Origin of the sequence: Salinibacterium sp. NG22 (genome assembly GCF_015864925.1) — a bacterium.
GTDB lineage: Bacteria > Actinomycetota > Actinomycetes > Actinomycetales > Microbacteriaceae > Rhodoglobus.
In genome coordinates this window covers 150,979-175,278 of record NZ_JADYWG010000002.1, presented here as the reverse complement: position 1 = coordinate 175,278, position 24,300 = coordinate 150,979, and the positions used below count along the sequence as shown (strand labels likewise).

At 63.0% G+C, this 24,300-nt stretch carries 23 protein-coding genes; 11 read left to right on the top strand and 12 right to left on the bottom strand.

What is annotated here, in order from left to right; translation table 11 throughout:
* Positions 1-66: 66 nt before the first annotated feature.
* The 3 genes from efeB to efeU form a co-directional block, all read right to left on the bottom strand.
* Positions 67-1,338 (bottom strand): iron uptake transporter deferrochelatase/peroxidase subunit, encoded by a 1,272-nt coding sequence (gene efeB / locus I6E81_RS10430; RefSeq protein WP_197107384.1) that lies wholly within the window; start codon positions 1,336-1,338, stop codon positions 67-69.
* A 71-nt stretch (positions 1,339-1,409) separates the two neighbouring features.
* Positions 1,410-2,582, bottom strand: coding sequence for an iron uptake system protein EfeO (gene efeO / locus I6E81_RS10425; protein ID WP_197107383.1), 1,173 nt, complete (start codon positions 2,580-2,582; stop codon positions 1,410-1,412).
* Positions 2,582-3,439: an iron uptake transporter permease EfeU gene (gene efeU, locus I6E81_RS10420; RefSeq protein WP_197107382.1), complete on the bottom strand. Its 858-nt coding sequence runs from the start codon at positions 3,437-3,439 to the stop codon at positions 2,582-2,584. The genes efeO and efeU overlap by 1 nt, the downstream gene beginning before the upstream one ends.
* 115 nt (positions 3,440-3,554) lie before the next feature.
* Here efeU and I6E81_RS10415 point away from each other — a divergent pair, with 115 nt between their 5' ends.
* The 4 genes from I6E81_RS10415 to I6E81_RS10400 all read left to right on the top strand — a co-directional run bounded on the left by I6E81_RS10415 (position 3,555) and on the right by I6E81_RS10400 (position 7,584).
* Complete coding sequence (locus tag I6E81_RS10415) at positions 3,555-4,751, top strand: PIG-L family deacetylase (protein WP_197107381.1); 1,197 nt, start codon at positions 3,555-3,557, stop codon at positions 4,749-4,751.
* A complete protein-coding gene (gene fdxA, locus I6E81_RS10410) occupies positions 4,748-5,083 on the top strand; it encodes a ferredoxin (protein ID WP_197107380.1) in 336 nt (111 codons plus the stop codon). The genes I6E81_RS10415 and fdxA overlap by 4 nt, the downstream gene beginning before the upstream one ends.
* Positions 5,083-6,189 carry a succinyldiaminopimelate transaminase gene (dapC, locus tag I6E81_RS10405; protein ID WP_197107379.1) on the top strand — a complete coding sequence of 369 codons (1,107 nt, stop codon included), beginning with the start codon at positions 5,083-5,085 and terminating at the stop codon, positions 6,187-6,189. The genes fdxA and dapC overlap by 1 nt, the downstream gene beginning before the upstream one ends.
* 99 nt (positions 6,190-6,288) lie before the next feature.
* Positions 6,289-7,584 (top strand): citrate synthase, encoded by a 1,296-nt coding sequence (locus I6E81_RS10400; protein WP_197107378.1) that lies wholly within the window; start codon positions 6,289-6,291, stop codon positions 7,582-7,584.
* A gap of 103 nt (positions 7,585-7,687) precedes the next feature.
* Here I6E81_RS10400 and dapD read toward each other — a convergent pair whose 3' ends face one another.
* Positions 7,688-8,629: a 2,3,4,5-tetrahydropyridine-2,6-dicarboxylate N-succinyltransferase gene (gene dapD / locus I6E81_RS10395; protein ID WP_197107377.1), complete on the bottom strand. Its 942-nt coding sequence runs from the start codon at positions 8,627-8,629 to the stop codon at positions 7,688-7,690.
* A 26-nt stretch (positions 8,630-8,655) separates the two neighbouring features.
* On the opposite strand from dapD, the gene dapE reads away from it, so the two are divergent.
* From dapE to I6E81_RS10380, 3 genes are all read left to right on the top strand, one after another.
* Positions 8,656-9,753 carry a succinyl-diaminopimelate desuccinylase gene (gene dapE, locus I6E81_RS10390; protein WP_197107376.1) on the top strand — a complete coding sequence of 366 codons (1,098 nt, stop codon included), beginning with the start codon at positions 8,656-8,658 and terminating at the stop codon, positions 9,751-9,753.
* Positions 9,735-10,982, top strand: coding sequence for a mannosyltransferase family protein (locus I6E81_RS10385; RefSeq protein ID WP_197107375.1), 1,248 nt, complete (start codon positions 9,735-9,737; stop codon positions 10,980-10,982). Before dapE ends, I6E81_RS10385 begins: the two co-directional genes overlap by 19 nt.
* Positions 10,983-11,074: 92 nt before the next feature.
* Entirely contained in the window at positions 11,075-11,248 is a 174-nt protein-coding gene (locus I6E81_RS10380; RefSeq protein ID WP_197107374.1) for a DUF3117 domain-containing protein, read from the top strand.
* Positions 11,249-11,386: 138 nt separating this feature from the next.
* Here I6E81_RS10380 and uvrA read toward each other — a convergent pair whose 3' ends face one another.
* Positions 11,387-13,855 (bottom strand): excinuclease ABC subunit UvrA, encoded by a 2,469-nt coding sequence (gene uvrA, locus I6E81_RS10375; RefSeq protein ID WP_197107373.1) that lies wholly within the window; start codon positions 13,853-13,855, stop codon positions 11,387-11,389.
* A gap of 138 nt (positions 13,856-13,993) precedes the next feature.
* Positions 13,994-14,626 (bottom strand): O-methyltransferase, encoded by a 633-nt coding sequence (locus I6E81_RS10370; RefSeq protein ID WP_197107372.1) that lies wholly within the window; start codon positions 14,624-14,626, stop codon positions 13,994-13,996.
* A gap of 62 nt (positions 14,627-14,688) precedes the next feature.
* On the opposite strand from I6E81_RS10370, the gene I6E81_RS10365 reads away from it, so the two are divergent.
* Positions 14,689-15,084, top strand: coding sequence for a sec-independent translocase (locus tag I6E81_RS10365; protein ID WP_197107371.1), 396 nt, complete (start codon positions 14,689-14,691; stop codon positions 15,082-15,084).
* A 29-nt stretch (positions 15,085-15,113) separates the two neighbouring features.
* Here the strand turns inward: I6E81_RS10365 and I6E81_RS10360 are convergent, their stop codons facing one another.
* On the bottom strand, positions 15,114-16,676 hold the full coding sequence (locus I6E81_RS10360) for a succinic semialdehyde dehydrogenase (RefSeq protein ID WP_197107370.1): 1,563 nt from the start codon (positions 16,674-16,676) through the stop codon (positions 15,114-15,116).
* A 60-nt stretch (positions 16,677-16,736) separates the two neighbouring features.
* Here I6E81_RS10360 and I6E81_RS10355 point away from each other — a divergent pair, with 60 nt between their 5' ends.
* Positions 16,737-18,134 (top strand): MFS transporter, encoded by a 1,398-nt coding sequence (locus I6E81_RS10355; protein WP_197107369.1) that lies wholly within the window; start codon positions 16,737-16,739, stop codon positions 18,132-18,134.
* Positions 18,131-19,621, top strand: a complete 1,491-nt coding sequence (locus tag I6E81_RS10350; RefSeq protein WP_197107368.1) for an aminotransferase class V-fold PLP-dependent enzyme — start codon at positions 18,131-18,133, stop codon at positions 19,619-19,621. Before I6E81_RS10355 ends, I6E81_RS10350 begins: the two co-directional genes overlap by 4 nt.
* 19 nt (positions 19,622-19,640) lie before the next feature.
* Here I6E81_RS10350 and I6E81_RS10345 read toward each other — a convergent pair whose 3' ends face one another.
* Both I6E81_RS10345 and I6E81_RS10340 read right to left on the bottom strand, forming a co-directional pair.
* Positions 19,641-20,078, bottom strand: a complete 438-nt coding sequence (locus tag I6E81_RS10345; RefSeq protein WP_197107367.1) for a GNAT family N-acetyltransferase — start codon at positions 20,076-20,078, stop codon at positions 19,641-19,643.
* 34 nt (positions 20,079-20,112) lie between these two features.
* Positions 20,113-21,027, bottom strand: coding sequence for a LysR family transcriptional regulator (locus tag I6E81_RS10340; RefSeq protein ID WP_197107366.1), 915 nt, complete (start codon positions 21,025-21,027; stop codon positions 20,113-20,115).
* A 72-nt stretch (positions 21,028-21,099) separates the two neighbouring features.
* On the opposite strand from I6E81_RS10340, the gene I6E81_RS14505 reads away from it, so the two are divergent.
* On the top strand, positions 21,100-21,222 hold the full coding sequence (locus tag I6E81_RS14505; protein ID WP_255528508.1) for a hypothetical protein: 123 nt from the start codon (positions 21,100-21,102) through the stop codon (positions 21,220-21,222).
* Positions 21,223-21,316: 94 nt separating this feature from the next.
* Here the strand turns inward: I6E81_RS14505 and I6E81_RS10335 are convergent, their stop codons facing one another.
* The 3 genes from I6E81_RS10335 to I6E81_RS10325 are packed head-to-tail and all read right to left on the bottom strand — an operon-like array spanning position 21,317 to position 24,285.
* Positions 21,317-22,438: a P-loop NTPase gene (locus tag I6E81_RS10335; protein ID WP_197107365.1), complete on the bottom strand. Its 1,122-nt coding sequence runs from the start codon at positions 22,436-22,438 to the stop codon at positions 21,317-21,319.
* On the bottom strand, positions 22,428-22,967 hold the full coding sequence (locus tag I6E81_RS10330) for a DUF1003 domain-containing protein (RefSeq protein WP_197107364.1): 540 nt from the start codon (positions 22,965-22,967) through the stop codon (positions 22,428-22,430). The genes I6E81_RS10335 and I6E81_RS10330 overlap by 11 nt, the downstream gene beginning before the upstream one ends.
* Complete coding sequence (locus I6E81_RS10325; RefSeq protein WP_197107363.1) at positions 22,954-24,285, bottom strand: CBS domain-containing protein; 1,332 nt, start codon at positions 24,283-24,285, stop codon at positions 22,954-22,956. Before I6E81_RS10325 ends, I6E81_RS10330 begins: the two co-directional genes overlap by 14 nt.
* Positions 24,286-24,300 lie beyond the last annotated feature (15 nt).

The following is a 24,300-nucleotide window of genomic DNA, read 5'->3' as shown; positions in this document are numbered from 1 at the left end:
AAGGTCAGTGGTCGGAAGGGCGAGCAAGCCCGACGGCTGGCTGCCTAGCGGCGGTGGTCGACCGTGTTAGGCGAGGTCGAACATCCCAGCTCCGATGAAACTGCCCGAGTGCGCCCCTGGCGGCACGGCGAAGATCGCTGAGCCGACGTAACGCACGTATTCGTTCATGAGGTCGTTGCGGGAGAGCGCAAGCTGAATCGGCACGAACTGGGTTTCGGGATCGCGCTGGAAGCTGATGAAGAACAGGCCAGCGTTGAGGCGCCCGAGCTCATCGTTGCCATCGACGAAGTTGTAGCCGCGTCGCAGAATTTGTGCGCCGCCGTGAGTGTCGGGGTGGGCGAGCTTCATGTGTGAATTCTCGTCAATCAGCGGCGCATCATCGCGACCAGCCTGTTCAAAGTCGGGGTCGGTGAACTCGGAACCGCCGCTGAGCGGTGCGCCTTCACCCTTGGTGCGCCCGAAGATCGTCTCTTGTTCACGGAGCGAGGTGCGGTCCCACGTTTCGATGGTCATGCGAATCTTGCGGCTGACGAGATAGGAGCCGCCGGTCATCCACGAGGTTCCATCGTTGGATGCCGCCCACACATGTTCATTCACGCCGTCGGTATCTTCGGCGCGGAGGTTTGCAGTGCCGTCTTTGAAGCCGAACAGGTTGCGGGGCGTCTTCTGCGCTTGCGTTGTTGACGAGGTGCGGCCGAAGCCGAGCTGAGACCAGCGCAATGTGGCGCGGCCAAAGGCGATGCGCGAGAGGTTGCGGATCGCGTGAACGGCGACCTGCGGGTCGTCACTGCACGCTTGGATGCAGAGGTCACCGCCGACGAGTTCGGGCAGCAGAGCGTCACTGGGGAACTTGGGGAGGTCAATGAGGGCTGCTGGTCGTTTGCCGGCGAGCCCGAAGCGGTCATCGAACAGGGCGGGGCCGAACCCGAAAGTGATCGTGAGACCACCCGGTGGCAGGTCGAGGGCTTCGCCCGTGTCATCCGGTGGCGCATCGTAGGGTCCACTCGCGGGGCCGTAGTCGCCTGCGGCTTCGCCGGTAGTCATGCGCGCGGCGGCGTAGCTCCAGTCTTGAAGCAATTCGATGAGTTCGTCGCGAGAGATGTCATTGACGTCAAAGGCGGCGAAGTGCAGTCGATCCTGAGCCGGCGTAATGATGCCCGATTGGTGATCGCCGAAGAACGGGTAGGTCGCGGCGACATCGTTGCCCGTCGTCGACGAGCCGTCACCGCCGCCGAAGGCGAAAGCCCCACCAACGCCGAGTCCGGCACCCACGACACCAGCCCCGGCGAGCCCGAGGAGGCCGCGGCGGGAGAGACCCTTGGTGTCATCTGTCGGCATTGCAGTTCTTTCGGTGTGGGGTGGTGGGCGGCGCTTGCTGTCTGCAGCGGCCAGGGAGGGGCGGAGTGGAGTTAGAGCACCAGCACCGCGGTGAGACGGGACAGGGGCTCGGCGAGTGCGTTCACCTGATCGGAGAACGCGCGAATTTCGCTCGTGGACAGCTCAGTGTAGAGGCGGAAGCCATCGCCTTCACGCTGGGCATCCAGCAATACCTGCAGCTCGTCGAACTCCGCGTCGAGGGTGGCCGCAAGATCGGCATCCTTCGCGACGAGGATGTCGCGAACGCCGTCGTAGAGCACGCGAGCGCCATCAATATTGGCTTGGAAATCCCAGAGGTCGGTGTGCGACCAGAACTCTTCTTCTCCGGTCACCTTGCCACTGGCCACCTCGTCGAGGAGGCCGATGGCGCCGTTGGTCTGCTGGTCGAGTGTGAACTCAAGATCTTGCACGTTGTTGTACAGCGTGTTGGTGTCTTCGACGAGTTGCGAGGCTAGCGCTTCACGTTTGGACTGGTCGTAGGGTTCGAAGCCGGCTTCGGCATCCGCAGGCCAGAGATCTTTCTCCATGGCGTGCCAGCCGGTCCACTCTTGACCGTCTTCGAGGTCGGCTTCGCGCAGATCCATGCGGGGGTCGAGGTCACCGAACGACTCAGCGACTGTTTCGACACGCTCCCAGAACACGCGCGTGGGGGCGTAGAGAGCGCGAGCAGCGTCATCGTCGCCCGCGATGTACGCGGCAGCAAAGTCTTCTGTGCCTACGACGAGATTCTCAATCTGATCCTTGACGTAGCTCTTGTAATTGGCGTTAGCCGCGGCGATTTGCTCGGCAGTGTCACCGCTGAACGACAAATCTGTACCCGAATCGGTGACCGTAAACGCGGCCGTGCCAACTCCCTCGCCGATCATGCCTGGCTTGCAGACCGTGAAGTAGTCACCAGGTTGAGCCAATACGACGAGATCGCGACTGATGCCGGGGCCGATGTTCTCGACCTCGCCGACGATGCGCAGCCCGTCATCCGCCAGCAGGTAGAACTCGGTGACCTGGTCACCGGAGTTCGTGACGGAGAAGACAAGGGTGCCGCTTGGCGCTTCGCTGGCGCTCACGGCGCAGTCTGTGGCGCTGCTGTCGACAGTGATTGTGTTGTCGGCGGTGGCTTCGGTGCTGTTGGCAACGCAGCCGGTGAGAGCGAGCGCAGCGACAGTTGCCGCCGCGGCGAATCCGTAGCGGGTGGGGCGGGTGGTCATCAGGCTCCTTGAGTGCTGAGGTGTGCTTCGGGCAGCAGCGGCTTGTCAGCACGCTTGTTGCCGCGAACAGTGCGGATGAAAATCGTCATGACAGCCCCGACATAGGCGAGCCACACACCGGCTTCGAGCCACGTGGTTGCGGGGGAGAAGTTGAGCGTGCCCTTGAGCAAAGTGCCGTACCAGCTGTCGGGCGGGATAGCCGCGCTGACGTCGAAGGCGAGCGCGTGGAGACCCGGCAGCACGCCAGCCTCCTGCAGATCATGCACACCGTAGGAGAGCACGCCGGCGGCGACGATGATGAGGATCGCGCCTGTCCAGGTGAAGAAGCGAGTGAGGTTGATGCTGACGACGCCGCGGTAGATGAGGTAGCCGAGCACGATTGCGGCAGCAATACCGAGTGCTGCGCCAGTGAGGGGGAGTGCGGTCGAGCCACTCGCCTGCACTGCTGCCCAAATAAAGAGGGCGGTTTCGATACCTTCGCGACCGACCGCGAGGAACGCGACGAGAACGAGACCCCAGCCGGCGCCCGTGAGATGAGAATCAACCTCGCTGCGCAGTTCGCGACCGAGGCCGCGTGCTGCGCGCAGCATCCAGAAGATCATCCACGTGACAAAGGCGGTCGCAACGATAGAGAGGATGCCGCCGATGAGCTCTTGAGCCTGGAATGACAAGCCATAGGCGCCAAACGTGAGACTCGCACCGAGGCCGAGGGACAACACGACGGCAATAGCCACTCCGAGCCAGATGCGGGGGAGTACATCGGTGCGATCGATCTTGCGAACGTAGGCGATGAGAATGCCAACCACAAGCGCGGCTTCAAGGCCTTCTCGTAGGCCGATCAGGAAGTTTGCGAGCACGAGACTCTCTTGTCGATTGAGTTCTGGACAGGTTGGTAAGCCTAACCTAAGCAACCCTAATTCGGCTACCTGTGCTTATTCTGTCTACTGCAGAATAAATGGTGGAGGAATGGCCGTGAAAGATCGCGCACAACGGGTATTGGTTGTTGCCGCACGCCCAGAAGATGAGGCGTACGTCTTCGGCGCCACCATTGCAACGCTTGTTCAGCGTGGCACTGAACTCATTGTGCTCAGCTGCAGCAACAACGCGACCGCCGCTATTGAGGCATCGCCCTCGACCGGAAGCGTGCCAGAGACGGTCTCGCACGGCGCCGCAGTGCCTGGTTCTGTGGCCTTAAGCGCCGCGACGGGCAGCAGCGCTGAAGCGAACACCGCAGTTGCTGACTCCGCTACTGATGCGGATGCCGACTCCGCTACTGATGCCGACACCGACACCGGGGAACGCACGGCGGTGTCCGTCGATGAGGTTGTCCGCGAAATTCTTGGCATTACCTCTCACCACATCTTGCGTGAAGACAACGGTCGCCAGTTCAGCAAGCTCGACGCCCGCGCTCTCGCCTCTGACCTCGCTGCAGCGATCACCTCGTTGAAGCCGGATGTCGTCGTCAGCTACGCCAAGGAGTCCAGCGGTACGGCGCGCGGCGCAGAGGCGCTGCTCGTGCACGAGGCCACGGTGCTGGCGACAGAGCTTGCGGGGGTGCCTTTCTATACGGCATCCGCTGTTCCTGTTGATCGTGGCGTGGCGGTGTCGTCGGCAACGGCGCTCGCGTTCAAGCGCCGGGCTACCGAGATTTATCGCAATGAGGTGCCGGTGGGGGAGAGCGTCTCGACGCCGCCGGAATATTTGCGCCGCTTGCGTCGCCGCGAATTGGTGATCGGCGAACGTAGCCGTGTGGAGCGCGTCATCTTGGCGCTGGTGTCGCTCGCCTTGGGCGCATTGGTCGGTCTCGTCTTGACCGCGGTGCATCAGTCGGCGTTCACGATCGGCAATGTTCGTGTGCCGTGGGGAATTGTGGTGTCTGTCACGCTCGTGACGGCGCTCATTCTGGGCCTGCGCTTGATCTATGACACCCGAGTCGCGGCAGGTTTTGCCTCGCTCGGTGTTCTGGTGATGTCGGCAATCTTGGCTACGGCAATGCCAGGCGGAACAATTTTGATCCCGGCAAATGTTGCGGGTTACGTGTGGACCTTTGCGCCGGTGCTTGTGGTGCTCATTGTGGTGGGGTGGCCTCGGGTGAACCGTCAGGTTTCGTCGGCGAGCCGCGCTAACATTGAGTTGAACTCTCCCGTGAAAGGTGCGGATATCTCTTGACCTACGTCATCGCTCAGCCCTGTGTCGATCTTAAGGATCGCGCGTGTGTAGATGAATGCCCAGTCGACTGTATTTATGAAGGCGACCGCATGCTCTACATCCACCCGGATGAGTGTGTTGACTGTGGTGCGTGCGAGCCGGTGTGTCCGGTTGAGGCCATCTATTACGAAGATGACCTGCCCGATAAGTGGGCCGACTACTACAAGGCCAACGTTGAGTTTTTTGATCTCCTCGAGGTGAGCTCACCCGGCGGCGCAGCAAAGGTCGGTGTGATCCCCAAGGATCATGCCCTCATTGCGGCCCTGCCTGAGGGTGGCGGGTCCTCAGACTAATGGCGCGCACGCCGTTGGCTCTCCCCGATTTTCCTTGGGATTCGCTTGTGCCGTACGGCACGATTGCGCGCACTCACCCCGACGGCTTCGTTGATCTGTCTGTCGGTTCACCGGTAGACCCCACCCCCACGGTTATCCGCGACAGTTTGGCGACGGCCACGGATGCTCACGCCTACCCCACCGCTATGGGCACAGTTCAGCTGCGCGAGGCCATCGTGGAGTGGTTCGAGCGCCGCCGTGGTGTGCCAGGGCTCACCGTCAACAATATTCTGCCGACCGTCGGTTCCAAAGAGTTGGTGGCACTGCTGCCGCTGCTGCTGGGGCTCGGCAAAGATGACGTCGTCGTGCATCCTTCGGTTGCGTACCCGACGTATGCCATTGGGGCGGCCATGGTTGGCGCTACTGCTGTGGCATCCGACGACCCGGCATCGTGGCCCGAGAACACTGCTCTCGTCTGGCTGAACAGCCCAGGCAACCCTGATGGTCGTGTGGCTGACGTTGAACAGCTGCGCGCTGCTGTTGCCCGCGCTCGCGAATTGGGTGCGGTGATCGCCTCAGACGAGTGCTACGCCGAACTCAACTGGAACGGCCCCGACCCCACGCCATCCATTCTCGATCCCGAGGTAATTGGCAGCGATCGGTCGTCAGTGCTTGCGGTGTATTCGCTCAGTAAGCAGTCGAATTTGGCCGGCTACCGTGCCGCTTTTGTGGCCGGATGCTCGGGGCTCATCTCAGAGCTACTCGCCGTGCGCAAACACGTCGGACTCCTCGTGCCCGGCCCCGTGCAAGCCGCGATGGTCACCGCCCTTCAGGATGACGCCCACGTTGCCGCCCAACGGGAGCTCTATCGTGCACGTCGTGCCAAGCTGCTGCCCGCTTTGAAACGGGCGGGATTCTTCGTGGACGATAGCGTTGCTGGTCTCTACTTGTGGGCCACAAAGTACGAAGACTCGTGGCAGACGGTCGGAGATTTGGCGCAGTCCGGCATCCTCGTGGTCCCGGGTTCGTTCTACGGCGAGAGCCCTGCGCGACACGTGCGAATCGCGCTCACCGCGAGTGACGACACTATTGCTGACGCGGTCGCTCGCCTCGATTTGCTCGCTTAAGTGCACTAACCGGCGAAGGCCTTGTCGTTGACCTCTAAAACCGGTCTGGTTTGGTTGGTTGGTGTGACAGTGGCCATTCAACCCTTGTAGGCTGTAGCGGTGAATGAAGCCCCTCAAGACCCAGAGAAGGCCACCCTCCACTTTCCGGGCGGTGCTGCAGAATTTCCCATTATCCGTGGGGTCGATGGTCACAACAGCATCGATATCTCCACCTTCATGAAGCAGACCGGATACACGGCGCTTGATCAAGGTTTCGTGAACACTGCGTCAACCCGCAGTGAGATCACGTACATCGATGGCGACCGTGGAATCCTGCGCTACCGCGGGTATGCGATCGAAGATGTCGCGGCCAACTCCACCTATCTCGAAGTAGCGTGGCTGCTGATTTACGGTGAACTGCCGTCGAAGTCGCAGCTCGAAGAGTTCGATGAGAAGATCCGTCGGCACACGCTGCTTCACGAAGACCTCCGTCGCTTCTTCGACGCCCTTCCGCCGAGCGCACACCCCATGTCGGTGCTCTCCAGTGCGGTGTCGGCTCTATCGACCTATTACGAAGACTCGCACGACGTGCGTGACCCGGAGCAGGTCGAGATCTCGACCATCCGTTTGCTGGCAAAGTTGCCCGTCATTGCGGCCTATGCTCACAAGAAGTCACTCGGTCAGGCGCTGCTGTATCCCGACAATTCGATGAGTTTTGTCGACAACTTCTTGAAGCTCAACTTCGGCAACATGGCCGAGGAGTACGAGGTCAACCCCGTGCTGAGCAAGGCGCTCGATCGCCTGCTGATTTTGCACGAAGACCACGAGCAGAACGCGTCCACCTCCACGGTGCGCCTGGTCGGCTCGACCGAAGCCAACATTTTCGCTTCGATCTCCGCCGGTATCAATGCTCTCTACGGTCCGCTTCACGGTGGCGCCAACGAGGCCGTTCTGAAGATGCTTGGCGAGATTCAGGAGTCGGGCGAAGGCGTTCAGAAGTTTGTTGATCGTGTGAAGCGCAAAGAAGATGGCGTGCGCCTAATGGGCTTCGGTCACCGCGTCTACAAGAGCTTCGACCCGCGTGCACGTCTCGTCAAAGAGAGTGCGGATGAGGTGCTCGCCAATCTGGGCGTCAGCGACCCGCTGCTCGATATTGCTCGTGAACTCGAAGAGGTCGCTTTGGCCGATGATTACTTCATCGAGCGCAAGCTGTACCCCAACGTCGACTTCTACACCGGTGTTATCTACAAGGCAATGGGTTTCCCGCCGCGCATGTTCACGGTGCTCTTCGCCATCGGTCGTCTGCCGGGCTGGATCGCCAACTGGCGCGAGATGAACCAGGACCCCAAGACCAAGATCGGTCGCCCGCAGCAGCTCTACACGGGCCCTGCAGCCCGCGACTGGCCGCAGCGCTAGCGCACCAGCAGCTTAACGACGAACGGCCGGTTCCCCTCGGGGAACCGGCCGTTCGTGTTTGGGGGCGTGCGGTTCGGATGAGCGGACCGCACAGTGCGGATCGTTAGGCGTGCAGTGCGGTGTTCAGCTCGACACCGCTGCCGCTGCGAGGCAGCACCTCGACGGCGCCGGTCACAGAGTTGCGGCGGAATAGCAGTCCGTTGACTCCGCTCAGTTCGACGGCCTTGACGCGGCGCGGCGTCGCCGAACCATCAATGATGGTGACCTTGGTGCCGGCCGTGACGTAGAGCCCAGCCTCGACGACAGTGTCGTCACCGATCGCGATTCCGATTCCCGAGTTGGCGCCCAAGAGCGCGCGCTCACCGATCGAGACACGCTCGGTTCCACCGCCACTGAGGGTTCCCATGATGGATGCTCCACCGCCGATGTCGGCACCGTCACCCACAACGACACCCTGAGAGATGCGGCCCTCGACCATCGAGCTGCCGAGCGTGCCGGCGTTGAAGTTGACGAAGCCCTCGTGCATGACGGTGGTGCCGGGAGAGAGGTAGGCGCCGAGGCGCACGCGCGAGGCATCGGCGATACGCACACGCTCGGGCAGGACGTAGTCGAGCATCCGTGGGAACTTGTCGATGCCGGTCACGACGATGCCGTGGCGCTTGAGCGAGACGCGCAGTTCGCGGAAGTCGTCGGGGTGCACCGCGCCGGCGTTGGTCCAGACGACGATCGGCAGGGCGCCGAAGAGACTGTCGAGGTTGATGCTGTTGGGCTGCACGAGCAGGTGGCTGAGTAGGTGCAGACGCAGGTAGGCGTCGGCGACGTTCTGCGGCGCGGCATCCAAATCGATCTCGACGGTCACGAATTCGGTGCGCACGCGGCGACGCTCGTCGGAGCCCAAGTGCTCTTCAAGATCGGCGGGGGTGTAGTGCGGGTCAGTGCCCTCAGGGATGGATCCCAGGTGCGGAGCGGGGAACCACACGTCAAGTGTTGTTCCGTCGCTGGCGATTGTTGCGAGTCCGTATCCCCATGCTGTGCGCGAAGTCATGCATCAAGGTTACTTACACTGGGTGCATGCCTGCGACCGATCTCACCGTTCCCGTGCTCGATTTGGGTGCGTCAAGCCCCGACCTGACCCGCCAGATTTGCGATATCGAGTCGGTTTCTGGCAACGAACAGCGCATCGCGGATGCCGTAGAGACGGCCCTCAAGGCGTTCAGCCACCTTGAAGTGATTCGGGATGCGGATGCCGTCGTTGCCCGCACGAACGGCGGCAAGGCGCAGCGCGTCGTGATCGCCGGGCACCTCGATACGGTTCCCGTGAACGAGAACCTGCCGACAACCCTCGAGTTGATCGACGGTGAGGAACACCTCGTTGGCCGCGGCACCGTTGATATGAAGGGCGGCGTTGCGATTGCTCTCAAACTGGCGGCAGAACTCACCGACCCCGCCGTCGATGTGACCTGGATTTTTTACGACCACGAAGAGGTCGCTGCCGACCTCAACGGCCTCGGCCGGATTGCGCGCAACCGCCCCGACCTGATGGCGGGTGACTTCGCGATTATCGGTGAACCCTCGAACGCGACAGTGGAGGGCGGCTGCAACGGCACCGCTCGCATCGACATTTCGCTCACGGGGCTGCGCGCACACTCTGCGCGTGCCTGGATGGGCGAGAACGCCATCCACGCCGCAGCGCCCGTGCTGGCCATTCTGGCCGCCTATGAGCCCGAACAGCACGAAGTCGATGGCCTGGTCTATCGTGAGGGCCTCAACGCCGTCGGCATCACCGGTGGTGTTGCCGGCAATGTGATTCCGGATGCCGCGACGGTGACCGTGAACTTTCGGTTCGCCCCCGACCGCAGTACCGAGCAAGCGATCCAGCACTTGCGCGAGGTCTTTGCCGGCTTCGAGTTCGAAGTCACCGACCTTGCTGGCGGCGCACGCCCTGGACTGGATGCTCCGCTCGCCCGTGACTTCCTCGCCGCGGTCGGTGGCACAGCAGCCCCGAAGTATGGCTGGACCGATGTGGCACGCTTCGCTGAACTCGGCGTTCCCGCCGTGAACTACGGCCCCGGTAACCCGTTGCGCGCCCACGCCGACGACGAGCGCGTCGCCACCAGTGAGATCGTGGCGTGCGAGCAGGGACTGCGGGCGTGGCTGACGGCTCGCTAGCCTCCACCAGCTCGCTCACCTCCACGGTGCGCCGCGCAACAACCGCGATACTCGCTCCCGAGCGCTGGTGGATCGCCGTTATCGCGATCTTTGCTGCCTCGCGGGTCGTGACGACTTCGCTGCTGCTGTGGTTCGCATCCATCCAAGGGCAAAACCCGTGGACGGGCCCTGCCCCCGACTATTTCTCGTTCGCGAAAATCTGGGACGGCCACTGGTATTACATCATTGCGCTGACCGGGTATCCCTCGGAGTTGCCGCTGACCGACGCCGGTCACCTCGCCGAGAATGCGTGGGCTTTCATGCCCGGTTATCCCGCCGTTGTGCGGTTCGTCATGACGCTGACAACGCTCGACTTCGCCGTGGCGGGCGTCATCGTCTCCGTCGCGTTCTCGCTGGGGGCCGCACTGCTGTTCTACCGCGTGATGCACCTTGTGTTGCCCGCCGGCACCGCCCTGTTCGCGGTCGCCATCTTCTGCTTCGCGCCACTCTCGGCCATCCTGCAGGTCTCCTACGCCGAGTCGATGTATCTCTTCTTGCTCACCTTGGCGCTCTACTGGTTGATGAAGCGCCAGTACTGGATGCTGTTGCCGGTGATCGCGGTCATGTCCCTCACCCGCCCGAGCGGCTTGGCCTTTGCGCTCGCGCTCGGGTTGCACGTGGTTTATCGCTGGTGGGTTCGCCGCAGTGAGGACTTTCCGCTGCGCGAGCGCGTTGCTGCACTCTCGGCAACTGCGTTCAGCCTCCTGATGGGCTTTGCCTGGCTGCTCATCGCAGCGGTGACCACGGGGTCGCTCACGGCGTACACCGACACCGAGCTCGCGTGGCGGGCGCCCTACGTCGGGTACGGCGAGTTGGTACCGTTCGCGGCCTGGATCCAAGGGGCCGAATTTTGGGCTCAGTGGTGGCGGATGCCGCTGTGGCTCTTGCTGGTGATGCTCGTCGCTGGTGTTCTCGCTTTCTTTGTTTTTCTTTTCACGAATCCTGCGCGACGCCTTGGGGTAGATCTGCGCTTGTGGGTTGCCAGTTATGCGCTGTATTTGTTGGCTGTATTCTTTCCACAATCGAGCACATTCCGTCTCCTGATGCCCATGTTCCCGCTGGCGGGCGCTCTCGCGTTGCCGCAGTCGCGGGTGTATCGCGGACTGCTCCTCGCGGCGTGCGTTGCAGGACAGTGGGCCTGGATCCACCTCGCGTGGTGGGTGGATCGCTATGACTGGACCCCGCCCTAGGGGTACCCCTGGGGTTAATGACTCGACAGAGTTTCAGTATCGGCGGTCTTTGCTGGATAATAGAACGTAGTACCGATGAAAGGGGACTATCTATGGCAGCCATGAAGCCGAGGACCGGTGACGGGCCGATGGAGGCTGTCAAAGAGGGCCGACTTATTGTCGTGCGTGTACCTCTCGAAGGCGGCGGTCGTCTCGTTGTTTCTGTAAACGACGATGAAGCAAAAGAATTGCACGACGCACTCGCGGGTGTTGTTACTCCCGCCTAGCTTTCCTTCTCAGCCTTAATCGGCGGCCCACGCTCACAGCGTGAAGCTAGTCGACACACAGCACCGAACACGATCACTTCGTGTTCGGTGTTTTGTGGTTAACGCGCGATGGTTGTGGTTAGCCCGCGGCGCGTGCGGTCAGCCCGCTGCTCGGGTACCGATCCACTCGCTGAGGTACTTCGCTGTCGCGCCGTCGCCCGCGGCAACCTCGCGGGGGGTTCCTGTGGCGACGATCGTGCCGCCCTTGTCTCCGCCGCTGGGGCCCAAGTCGATCACCCAGTCGCTCGCAGCAATGGTGGCGAGGTCGTGCTCGACAAGCACGACAGTGTTGCCGGCATCCACGAGTTGTTGAAGCTGGGCGAGCAAAAGCTCGGTGTCGGAAGGATGCAGCCCCGACGTCGGTTCGTCGAGCAGGTAGAGCGCGTGGCCGCGACGGGCGCGCTGCAGCTCAGTCGCGAGCTTGATGCGCTGCGCTTCTCCACCGCTGAGTTCTGTGGCTGGCTGGCCGAGACGCAAGTAGCCGAGGCCAACATCGCGCAGGGTGTCGAGGCTGCGCAGCGCCGAGGTGGATCCGGCAAAGAAGTCGGCGGCGGTGTTGACGGTCATGCCCAGTACTTCGGCGATGTTCTTGCCAAGGTAGGTGACTTCGAGCGTTTCGTCGTTGTAGCGCGCCCCGTGGCAGGTGTGGCAGGGAGCGCACGTTCCGGGCAAGAACAGCAGTTCGACCGAGACAAAGCCCTCGCCCTGGCAGGTCTCGCAACGTCCGCCGGCCACGTTGAAGGAGAACCGGCTCGCGGTATACCCGCGCTTCTGAGCTTCGTCGGTTGCCGCGAAGAGCTTGCGAACGACATCGAACATTCCGGTGTAGGTCGCGAGGTTCGAGCGCGGGGTGCGTCCGATGGGGCGCTGGTCGACGAGCACGAGGCGATCGAAAGAGTCGAGCCCGGTGGTGTCTTCGAGCGTCAGGTCGTGCGGCTGGTCATCCGCTTCGGTGGCGTCATCCGGAGCAGCGCCGAGATGAGAGCGCACTGCCTGCGCGAGTACCTGGGTCACGAGCGTTGACTTGCCCGACCCTGACACGCCCGTGACGGCAGTCATCACGCCAAGCGGAAAGTCGACGGTGAGATCGCGGATGTTGTGCAGCGACGCCTTGTCGAGGCGCACCCAGGACTCCGGAGTGCGCACCTCGCGCAGCGGTTGCGCTTGCTGCGGAAAGAGATAGCGGCCGGTGACCGATTCGGGCACATCCTTGAGGCCGTCAACGGGGCCGGAGTACACGAGCTGCCCGCCGCCTTCACCAGCACCGGGACCGATGTCGACGATCCAGTCGGCACGCCGAATGACGTCAAGGTCATGCTCCACGACGAAGAGAGAGTTGCCGGATTCTGTCAAACGGTCGAGCACTTTCAATAGCGGTGCGGCATCCGCCGGGTGCAGTCCCGCTGAGGGCTCATCGAGCACATAGACGACCCCGAAGAGGCCGGAGCGCAGTTGAGTAGCGATGCGCAGGCGCTGGGCTTCGCCGGGGGAGAGGGTCGTGGAGTTGCGACCCAGACTCAGGTACCCCAAGCCAAGGTCGAGAAGAACATCCACGCGGGCGATCACGTCATCGCCGATGCGATGTGCAACCTCGTTGCCTTCGGACGATTCGCTTTCGGAATCAGCCCGACCCATGCCTTCCCGCAATCGGTCCGCGAGAGCGGTGAGCGGCACCTGGTTCAGTTCGGCGATGCTGAGCCCCGCGAAGGTAACGGAGAGGGCGTTCGCCTGCAGACCGCTGCCGCCACACTCGGGGCACGTCATGCTCTGCACGAAGCGAAGCGCGCGCTCGCGCATCCGCTCGCTCTGGGACTGCGAGAGCACGTTCATGATGTGCTTGCGGGCGCTCCAGAACTTGCCGTTGTAACCGTGATCGATGCGACCCTCTTCGCGCTGGATAAAGACGGAGGGCTGTTCTTCGGTGTACAGCAGCCAGTCGCGATCCTTGCGGCTGAGCGAGTTCCACGGCGCGCGGGTATCGATGCCGAGGCCGTTGACGATGCTCTTGAGGTTCGCGCCCTGCCAGGCGCCGGGCCAGGCAGCGATTGCACCGTCGCGAATCGAGAGAGAGTCATCGGGAACGAGGAGGTCCTCAGTGACGTCATGCACCACGCCAAGACCGTGACAGCGCGGGCAGGCGCCGGCCACCGTGTTGGGCGAGAACGCTTCGGCAGACAAGTGCGAGACACCAGCGGGATACGTGCCGGCGCGGGAATACAACATGCGCAACAGGTTGGAGAGTGTGGTGATTGTGCCGACGCTTGAGCGCGAGCTGGGCGCTCCGCGGCGCTGTTGAAGCGCAACCGCCGGGGGCAAACCAGTGATGTCGGTGACGTCCGGAGCGCCGACCTGATTGAGTAGTCGGCGTGCATAGGGTGCGACCGACTCGAAGTAGCGGCGCTGAGCCTCGGCGTAGAGCGTTCCGAACGCAAGGGAGGACTTTCCCGAGCCGGAGATGCCGGTAAAGGCGACCATGCAATCCCGGGGCACATCGAGGTCGATGTTGGCGAGGTTGTTTTCGCGGGCCCCTCGAACGCGAACCCAGCCGTCACGATCATTGCTGTTCATGGATGCTCCGTTCTCACGGCGTGCGGAGACCCCAAGTTCCTCGGCAGCGCGCGCTCTGTCGTGTACGTACAGGGTGGCGATTGTTCATCCACAGTACGGACACAATGCTGAACGCCGAGTGAGCGTTCGCTGAGCGCGTTAGTCGCTGAGCTTGGTGAGCTGCAAAAGCCCGTCGCCGACGGGGATCAACGAACTGATCACGGCGGTCGACTGAGAAATCTCTTTGAGCAGCGAACGGAAGTTCGAAACCGTGGCATCGCGCTGCGCGGGATCCGGAACACGATCGCGCCAGAGGGCATGCGCGACAGCCACAACGCCACCGGGACGTACCAAGCGGAGGCCGTGCTCGACATACTCGATCACTGACTGTGGGTCGGCATCGATAAACACGAGGTCGTAGCTTGACTCGTTCATGCGAGGAAGAACCTCGGATGCCCTGCCGCCGATTTGGCGCACACGGTTCGCCTGAATGCCTGCCTCAGCAAAGACTGAGCGAGCAACCTGCTGGTGGTCGATCTCGGAGTCGATAGTGGTGAGCAAAGCGCCGGGACTGCCGGCGAGCATCCAGAGTCCACTAATGCCGACACCGGTGCCCACTTCGATGATGCTCTTGGCGCCGGTAGCGGCAGCAAGCAACGCCAACTGGGCGCCGACGGCGGGGCTCACCGCTTCGATTCCCAGCTCACTGGAATGCACGCGCGCCGCAGCGATCTCTGGGGGTTCGACGACGAACTCCTCGGCGTACTTCCAACTCAACTGCTTGTCTGACACATTGCTCCTATCGCTGTGTCAACTGTAGACGCAGCGAGCGAAGGCACCGGTAAGCTAAACGGGTGTCCTTCGGTCTCACATTCGACAAACTGCTGATCATTGGGATCATCGCTGTCTTTTTGCTTGGCCCCGACCGTTTGCCCTACTACGCGTCGCAACTCGCCCGCCTCGTCCGCTCGCTGCGTGACATGGCCAATGGCGCTAAAGATCGCATGCGTGAAGAGATGGGCCCCGACTTCGACGACATCGACTGGAAGCAGCTTGACCCGCGCCAGTACGACCCGCGTCGCATCATCCGCGATGCCCTGCTTGAAGATGAGACGCCGCCCGTTAAAGTGCGGCCCCCGCGCTCAGCCGCCTATGCCGAACGGCAAGCAGCGCTCGCTGAACGCCAATCGCAACTCAAAGCTGAACTGAAGGCCGGCGAAGTCGCGCCCTTCGATAACGAAGCGACGTAGCTCCCCATCTCCCTCGCGACCAGCCGCGGTTAGCGGCGGCGCAGCAACTTCAGCACGCCCAACAGCGTCACCATGAGGCCAGCCATTGCCGCGAATTCGGCGCCCGAGCGAGGCAACTGCAGAATGCCGTTCGACTGCGAGACCGTGCGCGATTGCACGAAACGCAGGATGCCCTCGGGCCCATTGCGGCGCCCTAGCCCCGAGTGCTTCATTCCACCCATCGGCGCATCGACGCTCGAGAAGCTACCGCGGTAGCCCTCGTTGATGTTGACGCTGCCCGCATCCAAGCGATCGGCAAGGCGGCGCGCATGGGCGATGGAGCCACTGAAGATCGAGGCGTTGAGCCCGAACTCAGTGTCGTTGGCGCGGTCAATTGCTTCGGTATCGCTCTCGACAGCCGTGATAGCAACGACCGGGCCGAAAGTTTCGTTCGCAAAGCACTCCATCTCGGCGGTGACATCCGTCAGCACGGTCGGAGCGTAGAAGTAGGGGCCGAGATCGGGGCGGGGAACACCGCCAGCGAGCACGGTGGCGCCCTTTGTGATGGCATCCTCCACGTGCGCCTGGACGCGCTCGAGCTGAGCCTGCGACGTGAGTGAGCCCACGTCTCCCGAATAGTCGAGAGCAGAGGTTTGAGTGAGCGCCTTCACACGCGTGGCGAACTCGCGACTGAACTCCGCTGCGATCGACTTGTGCACGTAGATGCGTTCGATGGAGACGCACAGCTGGCCCATGGAGGCGAAGCAGGCATAGACGGCATCCTCAGCGGCCTGCACCGGGTCGGCGTCACCGAGCACGAGCAGCGGGTTCTTGCCACCCAACTCAAGGGAGGCGCCGATGAGACGTCCGGCGGCGCGCTTGCCGACCTTGGTGCCGGTGGGCGTTGAGCCCGTGAAGCAGATGTAGTCGCTGTTATCGACGACAGCGTTGCCGACCTGGTCGCCGGGGCCCGCCACAATCGGCCAGACGGCGGCGGGGACGCCCGCGTCAATGTAGGCCTCGCGGGTCGCGAGCATCGAGAGCGCACCCTGATTGTCGATCTTTTGAATGACGGCACTGCCGGCAGCGAGGGCGGGAACGATATCCATTGCCCCGAGGGCGATCGGGTAGTTCCACGGCGTGACGACACCGATGAGTTGCTTGGGGGAGTAGCTGACGCGCGTCGACATCAGCAGCGGAATACCCGCTCGGCGACGCTTCGTGGCCAACACCCGCTCGGCAGAAACGGCGTAGTAGCGCGTGATTGTCGCGGCCTGAAAGATCTCTTCGAACGCTTGACCACGCGTCTTGCCCGACTCGGTTTGCAGCAGGTCGAGAAGCTCATCCTTGCGTTCCAGCAGCAGATCGTGGGCGCGCAGCAGCACGCGGCGACGGTAGGCAAAGCCAGCGGACTGCCAGGCGCGTTGCGCTCGGCGGGCGGATGTCGCGGCATCCCGAACATCGCGGGTCGAACTCTGCGGCAGCTCATGCAGGGCCTTGCCCGTGAAGGGCGCAATCACGGTGGCCGTGTCGGAGGTGGTGCACCGCAATTGGGCGACGAGAGTGTCGCGGCGACGTGACCCGATGAGCGAAGTGACTGTGTGTGGCGACATAACTCAACACTACGACCGTGCGCCACAATTTCGGCTGAGCAAAGCGCTAGGCTCACGAAGATGACGACCGCAGCGCCGCGAGCTCTTACCCGAAGCTCCATCGCCACCTATGCCATTGGTTCGCTCGGCACTGGGGGTTTTGGTGCCTTGCCCGGGCTCGTGCTCGTGTACTACCTGACCGACACTCTGGGGATCGCCGCGCTCGCCGCCGGCATCCTCGTCACCGCAGCCAAGGTGTGGGACGTGATCATCGATCCCGTGATCGGTGCCCGCAGCGACCGCAGTCTGGCTCACCGCGGCACTCGGCGACCGGCCATGCTCGTGGGCGCCATCCTCTTGCCGATTCTGTTTGTTGTCACGTTTGCGGTGCCCGCCGGTATTGGCCCGCTTGCGTCGGGCATCTGGGTGTTCATTGCCTTTGTCGCTACGGCGACGGCCTTCAGCCTGTTTCAGGTGCCGTATATCGCCCTGCCCGCCGAACTCACCCGCAGCTATGACGAACGCACGCGGTTGCTCGCGGTGCGCGTCGTCGTGCTCACAGTGGCGATCTTGCTATTCGGTGCGGGGGCGCCCGAGATTCGTGATGCCTTCGCGGATGAACGGCTCGGCTATCTCGTCATGGCACTTTCTGCGGCCGCCCTCATGGGCGTCTCGCTCGTCATCTCCTCGTTCTCGGCGCCCACCGGCACGATGTCGGTGACGCCGACCGTATCGATCGTGGAGACGTATCGCGCCGGAGTTGCCGCGCTCAAACGCAGCCAACCGTTCCGCGCCCTGCTGCTGACATTCTTGCTGCAGGGGCTCGCGACTGGAGTCATGCTGGCCGGTGCCCAATACGTTGCTACCTGGGTGCTCGGCACCGGTGTTGCGATCCTGTTCGTCTCGCTGATCGGGCCAGCGCTTCTGTTCGCGCCGGTGTGGGCGGCTATCTCTCGCCGCATCGGCAAGGAGCGCGCGTTCGTGTGGGCCTCCGCCTGCTACGGCCTCGGCGCCCTACTAATCGTGCCGCAACTGTGGGCGCCCGGTGCGTGGATTTACGCCCCCGTCGCGCTCGCCGGAGCAGGCTACGCGGGAATGCAAGCACTGCCGATGTCGATGCTGCCCGACGTGATCTCCCACGACTCCCGTCGCCACAAGCTGGCCTCGGCCGGCACCTTTGGCGGCGTGTGGACTGCGGGCGAAACCACCGGCATGGCACTCGGTGCCACCGTGCTCACGACCGTGCTCGCGGCATCCGGCTACCTCGAATCGGTCGCCAATCAGACGGTCGCCCAGCCCGATTCGGCCATCGCTGGAATCATCATCAGCTTCAGCATCGTGCCCGCCGTGATCATCGGCCTCTCGCTGCTGACCTTTATGCGCTACCCGTTGCGCCGCAGCGACATTGACCATGCCGACGCCGAACCACACCCCACAAGTGGCCCAACCACCACTTCGAACGATCAGGAGACCCGATGAAGTTCGACCACCAGCCCGCCGATATTCTTGAGCGCCTTAACGCGCTACGCGAAGCGGATGCTCCCACCCACGGCGGGCATGTGCTGTCGTATGTCTACGACTCCGGCCTCGCGGAGCTCGACGAACTGGCGGCGCACGCCATTCGTGCCGTGCAGCCTGTCAACGGCCTCGACCCGACGACCTTCACCTCGGTTGCCGTCATGGAACGCGAAGTGCTCGGCTTTGCCCGCGACCTGCTCGGTGGCGATGAGGATGTCGTCGGCACCGTCACTACGGGCGGCACCGAAAGTTGTCTGCTGGCCGTCAAGACGGCGCGCGACGTGTGGCGGGGAACGGGCGCTTCGGCGCGCACGGGAATGCCCCGGTTGTTGGCTCCCGTGACGGTGCATGCGGCGTTCCAGAAAGCAGCACACTACTTTGGCCTTGAACTCGATCTCGTGCCGGTCGGGCCGGGCGGCGACGTTGCCGCGGACGATCTCATTGCACGCATGGGCGACGATGTTGCGCTCGTAGTGGTCTCAGCTCCGAGCTATGCGCACGCCGCGATGGACCCTGTCGTTGAGGTCGCGGCTGCGGCATCCGAGCGTGGAATCGCCTGTCACGTTGATGCCTGCATCGGCGGCTGGGTTCTGCCGTTCTGGGAGGGTGTTGAGCCCTGGAACTTTGAAGTACCGGGCGTCACGAGCATCAGCGCCGACCTGCACAAGTTTGGCTACTCGCCCAAGGGTGCCTCGGTAATCCTGCAGCGCGGCCGTGACCGCCAACGCACGCAATACTTTGCGACAACGCAGTGGCCCGGCTACCCGATCGTCAACCCCACCATCTTGGGCTCGAAGTCGGCGGGGCCACTCGCGGCTGCGTGGGCGATTATTCAGGCACTCGGCACGAGTGGGCTCGCCGAGCTCTCCGAGTCGTGTGCGCGGTCCACTCAGGCCCTGCGCGAGGTGATTGGCGAGATTGAAGGCCTCCGCGTTGTGGGCAACCCGGTCGGACCGCTGTTGGCTATCGCATCCGATGATTCCGTTGCTGCGGATCGTCGCGTTGACCCGCACCACTGGGCCGACCAGACGCGCGAGCACGGCTTCTTGCTGCAACTGCAGCCCTCACTCGTGCAGAGTGACGGCACGATGCTGCCCGCCACGACCCACCTCACTGTGACTCCCGTGACTGCGAACGTGCTCGACGACTTGAGCGCGGCGCTGCGGGTGGCGGCTGACGAAGTGCGCGGTGTGCCCGCCGTCTCTGTCGAAGCTGTGCTGGCCACGTTGCCCGCTGAGGCGCTCGCAGCGTTGGGTGACCCGGATGCCGCACCCCTCGATTCGGCGACCGCAGCGGGTCTCCTCGGCGCGTTGGGCATCGGTGCTGGCGACCAAGGACTTCCCGACCGGATGGCGCCACTGTTGGCTCTCATCGCCGCGATGCCGGCACCGCTCACCGAACGCCTGCTTATCGAGTTGCTCGCGCGACTGATCGAGCCGACTGAGTAGGGCGCCGTCGCTTCGAGTGCTACGAGACGGAGGCGGGTCGCGTCAGCCACACGTCGTGGTCGTCGTGGTCGTAGGGCGTGAAGCCATGTCGTTCGTAGAGTCGCAGCGCGGCGCTGCCCTGCAGCACCATGAGCCGGAAGGGGCGGTGGTCTGGTCGGGCGAGCACCTCGGTGAGAACCTGGCTGCCAATGCCCTGCCCCTGCAGACGCGCGGGCAGGTAGAAGTGCTCGATCCAGCGGGCATCCGCTTCGTGGCGCACGCTGATGGAGCCAACGTCTTCGCCAGCAACCTGAATGATCTGGGTGTTCTCGGGTGCGAAGGCCTCGCTCATCCAGGTGCGCACCCGCACGGGGTCGAAGATGCTGTGGCGTTCGAGGTCGGCCCGAAGTTCGACTGTGCGAAGGTCAAGCAACCAGTCGAGATCGTGCGCGGTGCTGGGGCGTAGCGAGTATTCCACTCCGTGATTCTAAGCGGGCGGATGCGCGGCGGCGCTAGACCGTGTGCTCACGTTCGAAGCGCGTCGCCTCATCGACGAGGGCCTTGACGATCGCGCGCACGGAGGGACGTTCTGCGCGGTCGGGGCGCAGCAGAGCTGAGATGAGGCGCGACGAGGGAACACCTTTGAGGGGGCGGGTGATGAGGCCGTTCTCGCGGTCTCGGGTCGTGAAGCGCGGCAGGATGGCGATGCCGTGCCCTGCCGCCACGACAGCTTCCACAATGCTGTTGTCCGTCAGGCGCTGGGCAACCTTCGCGGGGGCACCGTTTGCCGCTTCGATTCGTCGGAGGATGCGGTCGAATGGCAGGCCGGATGGCACGCCGATCCACGTTTCGTCGAGAAGGTCGGCGGGGGTGAGCGCCGCCTTGCGGCCGAGCGGATGATCTTCGGGCAGAGCGACATCCAGAGACTCACGCATGAGCGGAACCACAGCCAGCCCCCGCTCGGTCCAGGCGGGGAGAACGTGAGGCGAATCGGAGACGACAACGTCGTAGTCGGCGGTGAGGTTGGCGACATCTTCGAGCACAGAGTCTTGGTCGTTGCAGCTCAGGGTGAGCCCCGGCTGCCGATTCACGGCGTGAAAGAGCCCCGGTAGTAGCATCTCGCCGCCGGTGGGGAAGATGGTCATGGTGACGTCACCGCGTGGGGACTCTCGAAAGTCGTTCCACAGCGCTTCGGCTTTCTCGATTGCGGTAGCCACATCGGCCGCCGTGTGGGCGAGCGCCCGGCCGGCCGACGTCAACACGATGCCGCGACCTACGCGCTCGGTGAGAGGGATTCCGGCCTCGCGTTCCAGAATTTTGAGCTGCTGAGATACCGCGGATGGCGTGCGCATCGTCGCCTTGGCGACCGCGGTAATGCTGCCGCGGTCGGCTAGCTCGCGAAGCAACTCCAAGCGTCGAATATCCATGTAGTTACTCTACAAGGTTAGATAAGGAAGATCATCTTGTTCTAAAAGGTTGGTCGCGGCCAGACTATAGACATGAACTTCGAAATCATCATCATCGCGGCACTAGCTGCAACCGGTATCGCCGCAACCCTGCGTGCCGTTGCAACCGACGGATACCGTCGCGTGCCCACCCGTCGCTACAACACCATGCCGTAGCCAACCGCCAGCCGGTTTACGCAACACCACAGCAACTATTGCTGTGGTGTTTTTGCGTTAACGGGGCGAATTAGCGCGCAATCGGGGCGCACCGCTAGCGGGGGCTGAGCCCCAACTTGCGGCCGGCAACGCTGCGCTTGAGCGAACGGAGAGTCGTGGCAAGAGCCGTGATGGCCTGAGCCGCCGGATCCTCGGGAGCCGCGATCACTACGGGCACCCCGGAATCGCCACCCTCGCGCAGGGCGATGCTAAGCGGGATCGAGGCCAGCACCGAGACCGGCTCGTCTGGCGTGGAAAGCTTGGCTGCGGCATCCGCCCCACCACCAGAACCAAAGAGTTCGAGCACGCTGCCGTCGGGCTGGGGGAGACCGGCCATGTTTTCGATGACGCCGATCACGCGTTGACCGGTTTGGCGCGCAACGAGGCCGCTGCGTTCAGCAACATCGGCGGCGGCCGACTGCGGGGTCGTGACGACAACCACATCGGAGTGCGGCAGCAATTGCCCGAGCGAGATAGCGACATCGCCGGTGCCGGGAGGCAGATCGAGCAGCAACACATCGAGATCGCCAAAGAACACATCGGTCAAGAATTGTTGAATCGTGCGGTGCAACATGGGCCCACGCCACGAAACTGCCGTGTTCTCTTCGACGAACATGCCGATCGAGATGACCTTTACGTCATAGGCGACAGGCGGCAAAATCATCTCGCCCACCTGAGTGGGCTTGGCACCGTGCAGACCCAGGAGTCCCGGGATCGAGAAGCCGAACACGTCGGCGTCGATCACTCCGACGCGCAGGCCGCTCTGGGCCATCGAGACCGCAAGGTTCGCGGTGAGCGTCGACTTGCCGACGCCACCCTTGCCGCTTGTCACAGCCACAATCTGGGTGAGCGAATCTGGCCCGAACTGCATCGTCTTGGGCTTGCCCTTGCGCAGCTTCTCGGTGAGAGCAGTGCGCTGCGCCGGCGACATGATCGACACGTCAACCGTCACCGCCGTGATGCCGGGCACACGCTCGGTAGCCTCGCGCACCTCACGTTCGATGGAGGTCGCGGCCGGGCATCCGACAATCGTCAAAGTTAGACCCACGGATGCCGCACCAGCGTCGTCGACAGAAACCCCAGAGATCATGTCGAGCTCTGTCACGGGTCGCCGAATCTCGGGGTCGATCACCGAGGCGAGGGAGGTAAGTACCGCGGCTTCGAGCTCAGCGTTCACGGTTCTCCGTGTCGGCTTCGGCGTCGTCGTCTTTCTCGAGTTCTTCGAGCAGACCGCGAAGTTCAGCGCGAATGAAGTCCTTGCTGGCAAGGTCAGTCATGGCCAGGCGCAGCGCAACAACCTCGCGTGCCAAGTATTCGGTGTCGTTGAGGTTGCGTTCTGCACGCTGACGGTCTTGTTCAATCTGCACGCGGTCGCGGTCATCTTGACGGTTCTGGGCGAGCAGAATCATGGGCGCAGCGTAGGAGGCCTGCAGCGACAGGATGAGCGTGAGCAGGGTGAAGTTGGTGGAACGCGGGTCAAACTGCGCATCCAGCGGCGCACTTGTGTTGTAGATCAACCAGACGCCCACGAAGGCGGAAAGGCCGACGAGGAACCACGGGGTTCCCATACCGCGGGCAAAAGCCTCGGAGTAGCGGCCCATGCGGTCGCGGCTTTGGAACATGCCAAAACCGCTGCGCAAACCCTTAGGGGTATCGAGGCGCTGTTCATTGCGCTGTGATCGAGATGACCGCTTAGCTAGTGCCACGGGGTGCCCTCCCTGCGCGAATTTCTTTCTGCTGAACGATGGTTAGAGGTCTAGTTGAGGTGTCGTCGAAGCTCGCCGACTCGTCGGTGGTACTTCGCCAGTCATCGGGAAGCAGATGGTCAAGCACGTCGTCAATGGTCACCACCCCGAGCAAGCGATGGTTGTCATCGACCACGGGCACTGACACGAGGTCATAACTCGCGAGAATGCGCGACACTTCTGCGGCAGTCGTGGATGAGCGTACCGGTTCAAGCGATTGGTCGATCAGGGCGCCCAAGCGTTCATTGGGCGGGTAGCGCAGCATCCGTTGGAAGTGCACCATGCCGAGCAGGCGACCTGTCGGCGGCTCATAGGGCGGCAGCGTGACACAAATAGCGGCACCGAGCGCCGGGGCAAGGTCGTGACGACGGATGAGGGCGAGACCCTCAGCAACAGTGGCGTCAGCAGAAACAATGATGGGCTCGGTGGTCATGAGTCCACCTGCCGTATCGGGGGCGTAGCTGAGCAAGAAGCGCACATCTTCGGCTTCTTCGGGCTCCATGAGATCGAGGAGTGTCTCGCCGCGCTCATCGCTGAGATGAGCGATGAGGTCGGCCGCGTCATCCGGCTGCATCTCGTCGAGCACATCAGCCGCACGATCGTCGTCGAGCTTATTGAGAAGAGCAACCTGCTCGTTCTCGGGCATCTCTTCGAGCACGTCAGCGAGGCGGTCGTCAGAAAGTTCTTCAGCCACTTCCATCATGCGCTGCATGGGAAGTTCGAGCATGGCATTCGCGAGGTCGGCAGGCAGCAGGTCAGAGAAGCTCGCAACCAGTTGAGTGGCCGACTGTGCTTCGCCCTCGTGCGTGTTGTGCTTCAGCTCATCCCAGGCCGCGAAATCGGTGGGGCCCTTCGCGAAGAGCGGTGAACCGCTGGCCTTGGGGCGACGTAAGAACAGCTGGCTGATTTCCCACTCGCCAATGTCGACCTCTTCGATCGACACATCTTCGATTTGAGCTTCGCCAGAGCCATCGCGCATCGACACGCGCCGGCCCAATAGCTCAGCCATGACACGGATTTCGCCACCGCGCTGCTCGAAGCGGCGCAAGTTCAGAAGACCCGTGGTGATGATCTGGCCGGAGCCAATGCTCGTGACGCGACCAATCGACAAGAAAACATGGCGTTTACCGGGAACTTCAGCGATCATTCCGACTACGCGAGGGCTCGCATCGCCGCGCTCAACGACCAGCACGTCGCGGACCTTGCCCACGCGGTCGCCGTTGGGGTCGAAAATTGAGCAGCCCACCAATCGGGCGACGAATACTCTTGAGGTGCTCACAAGTAAAACCCTACC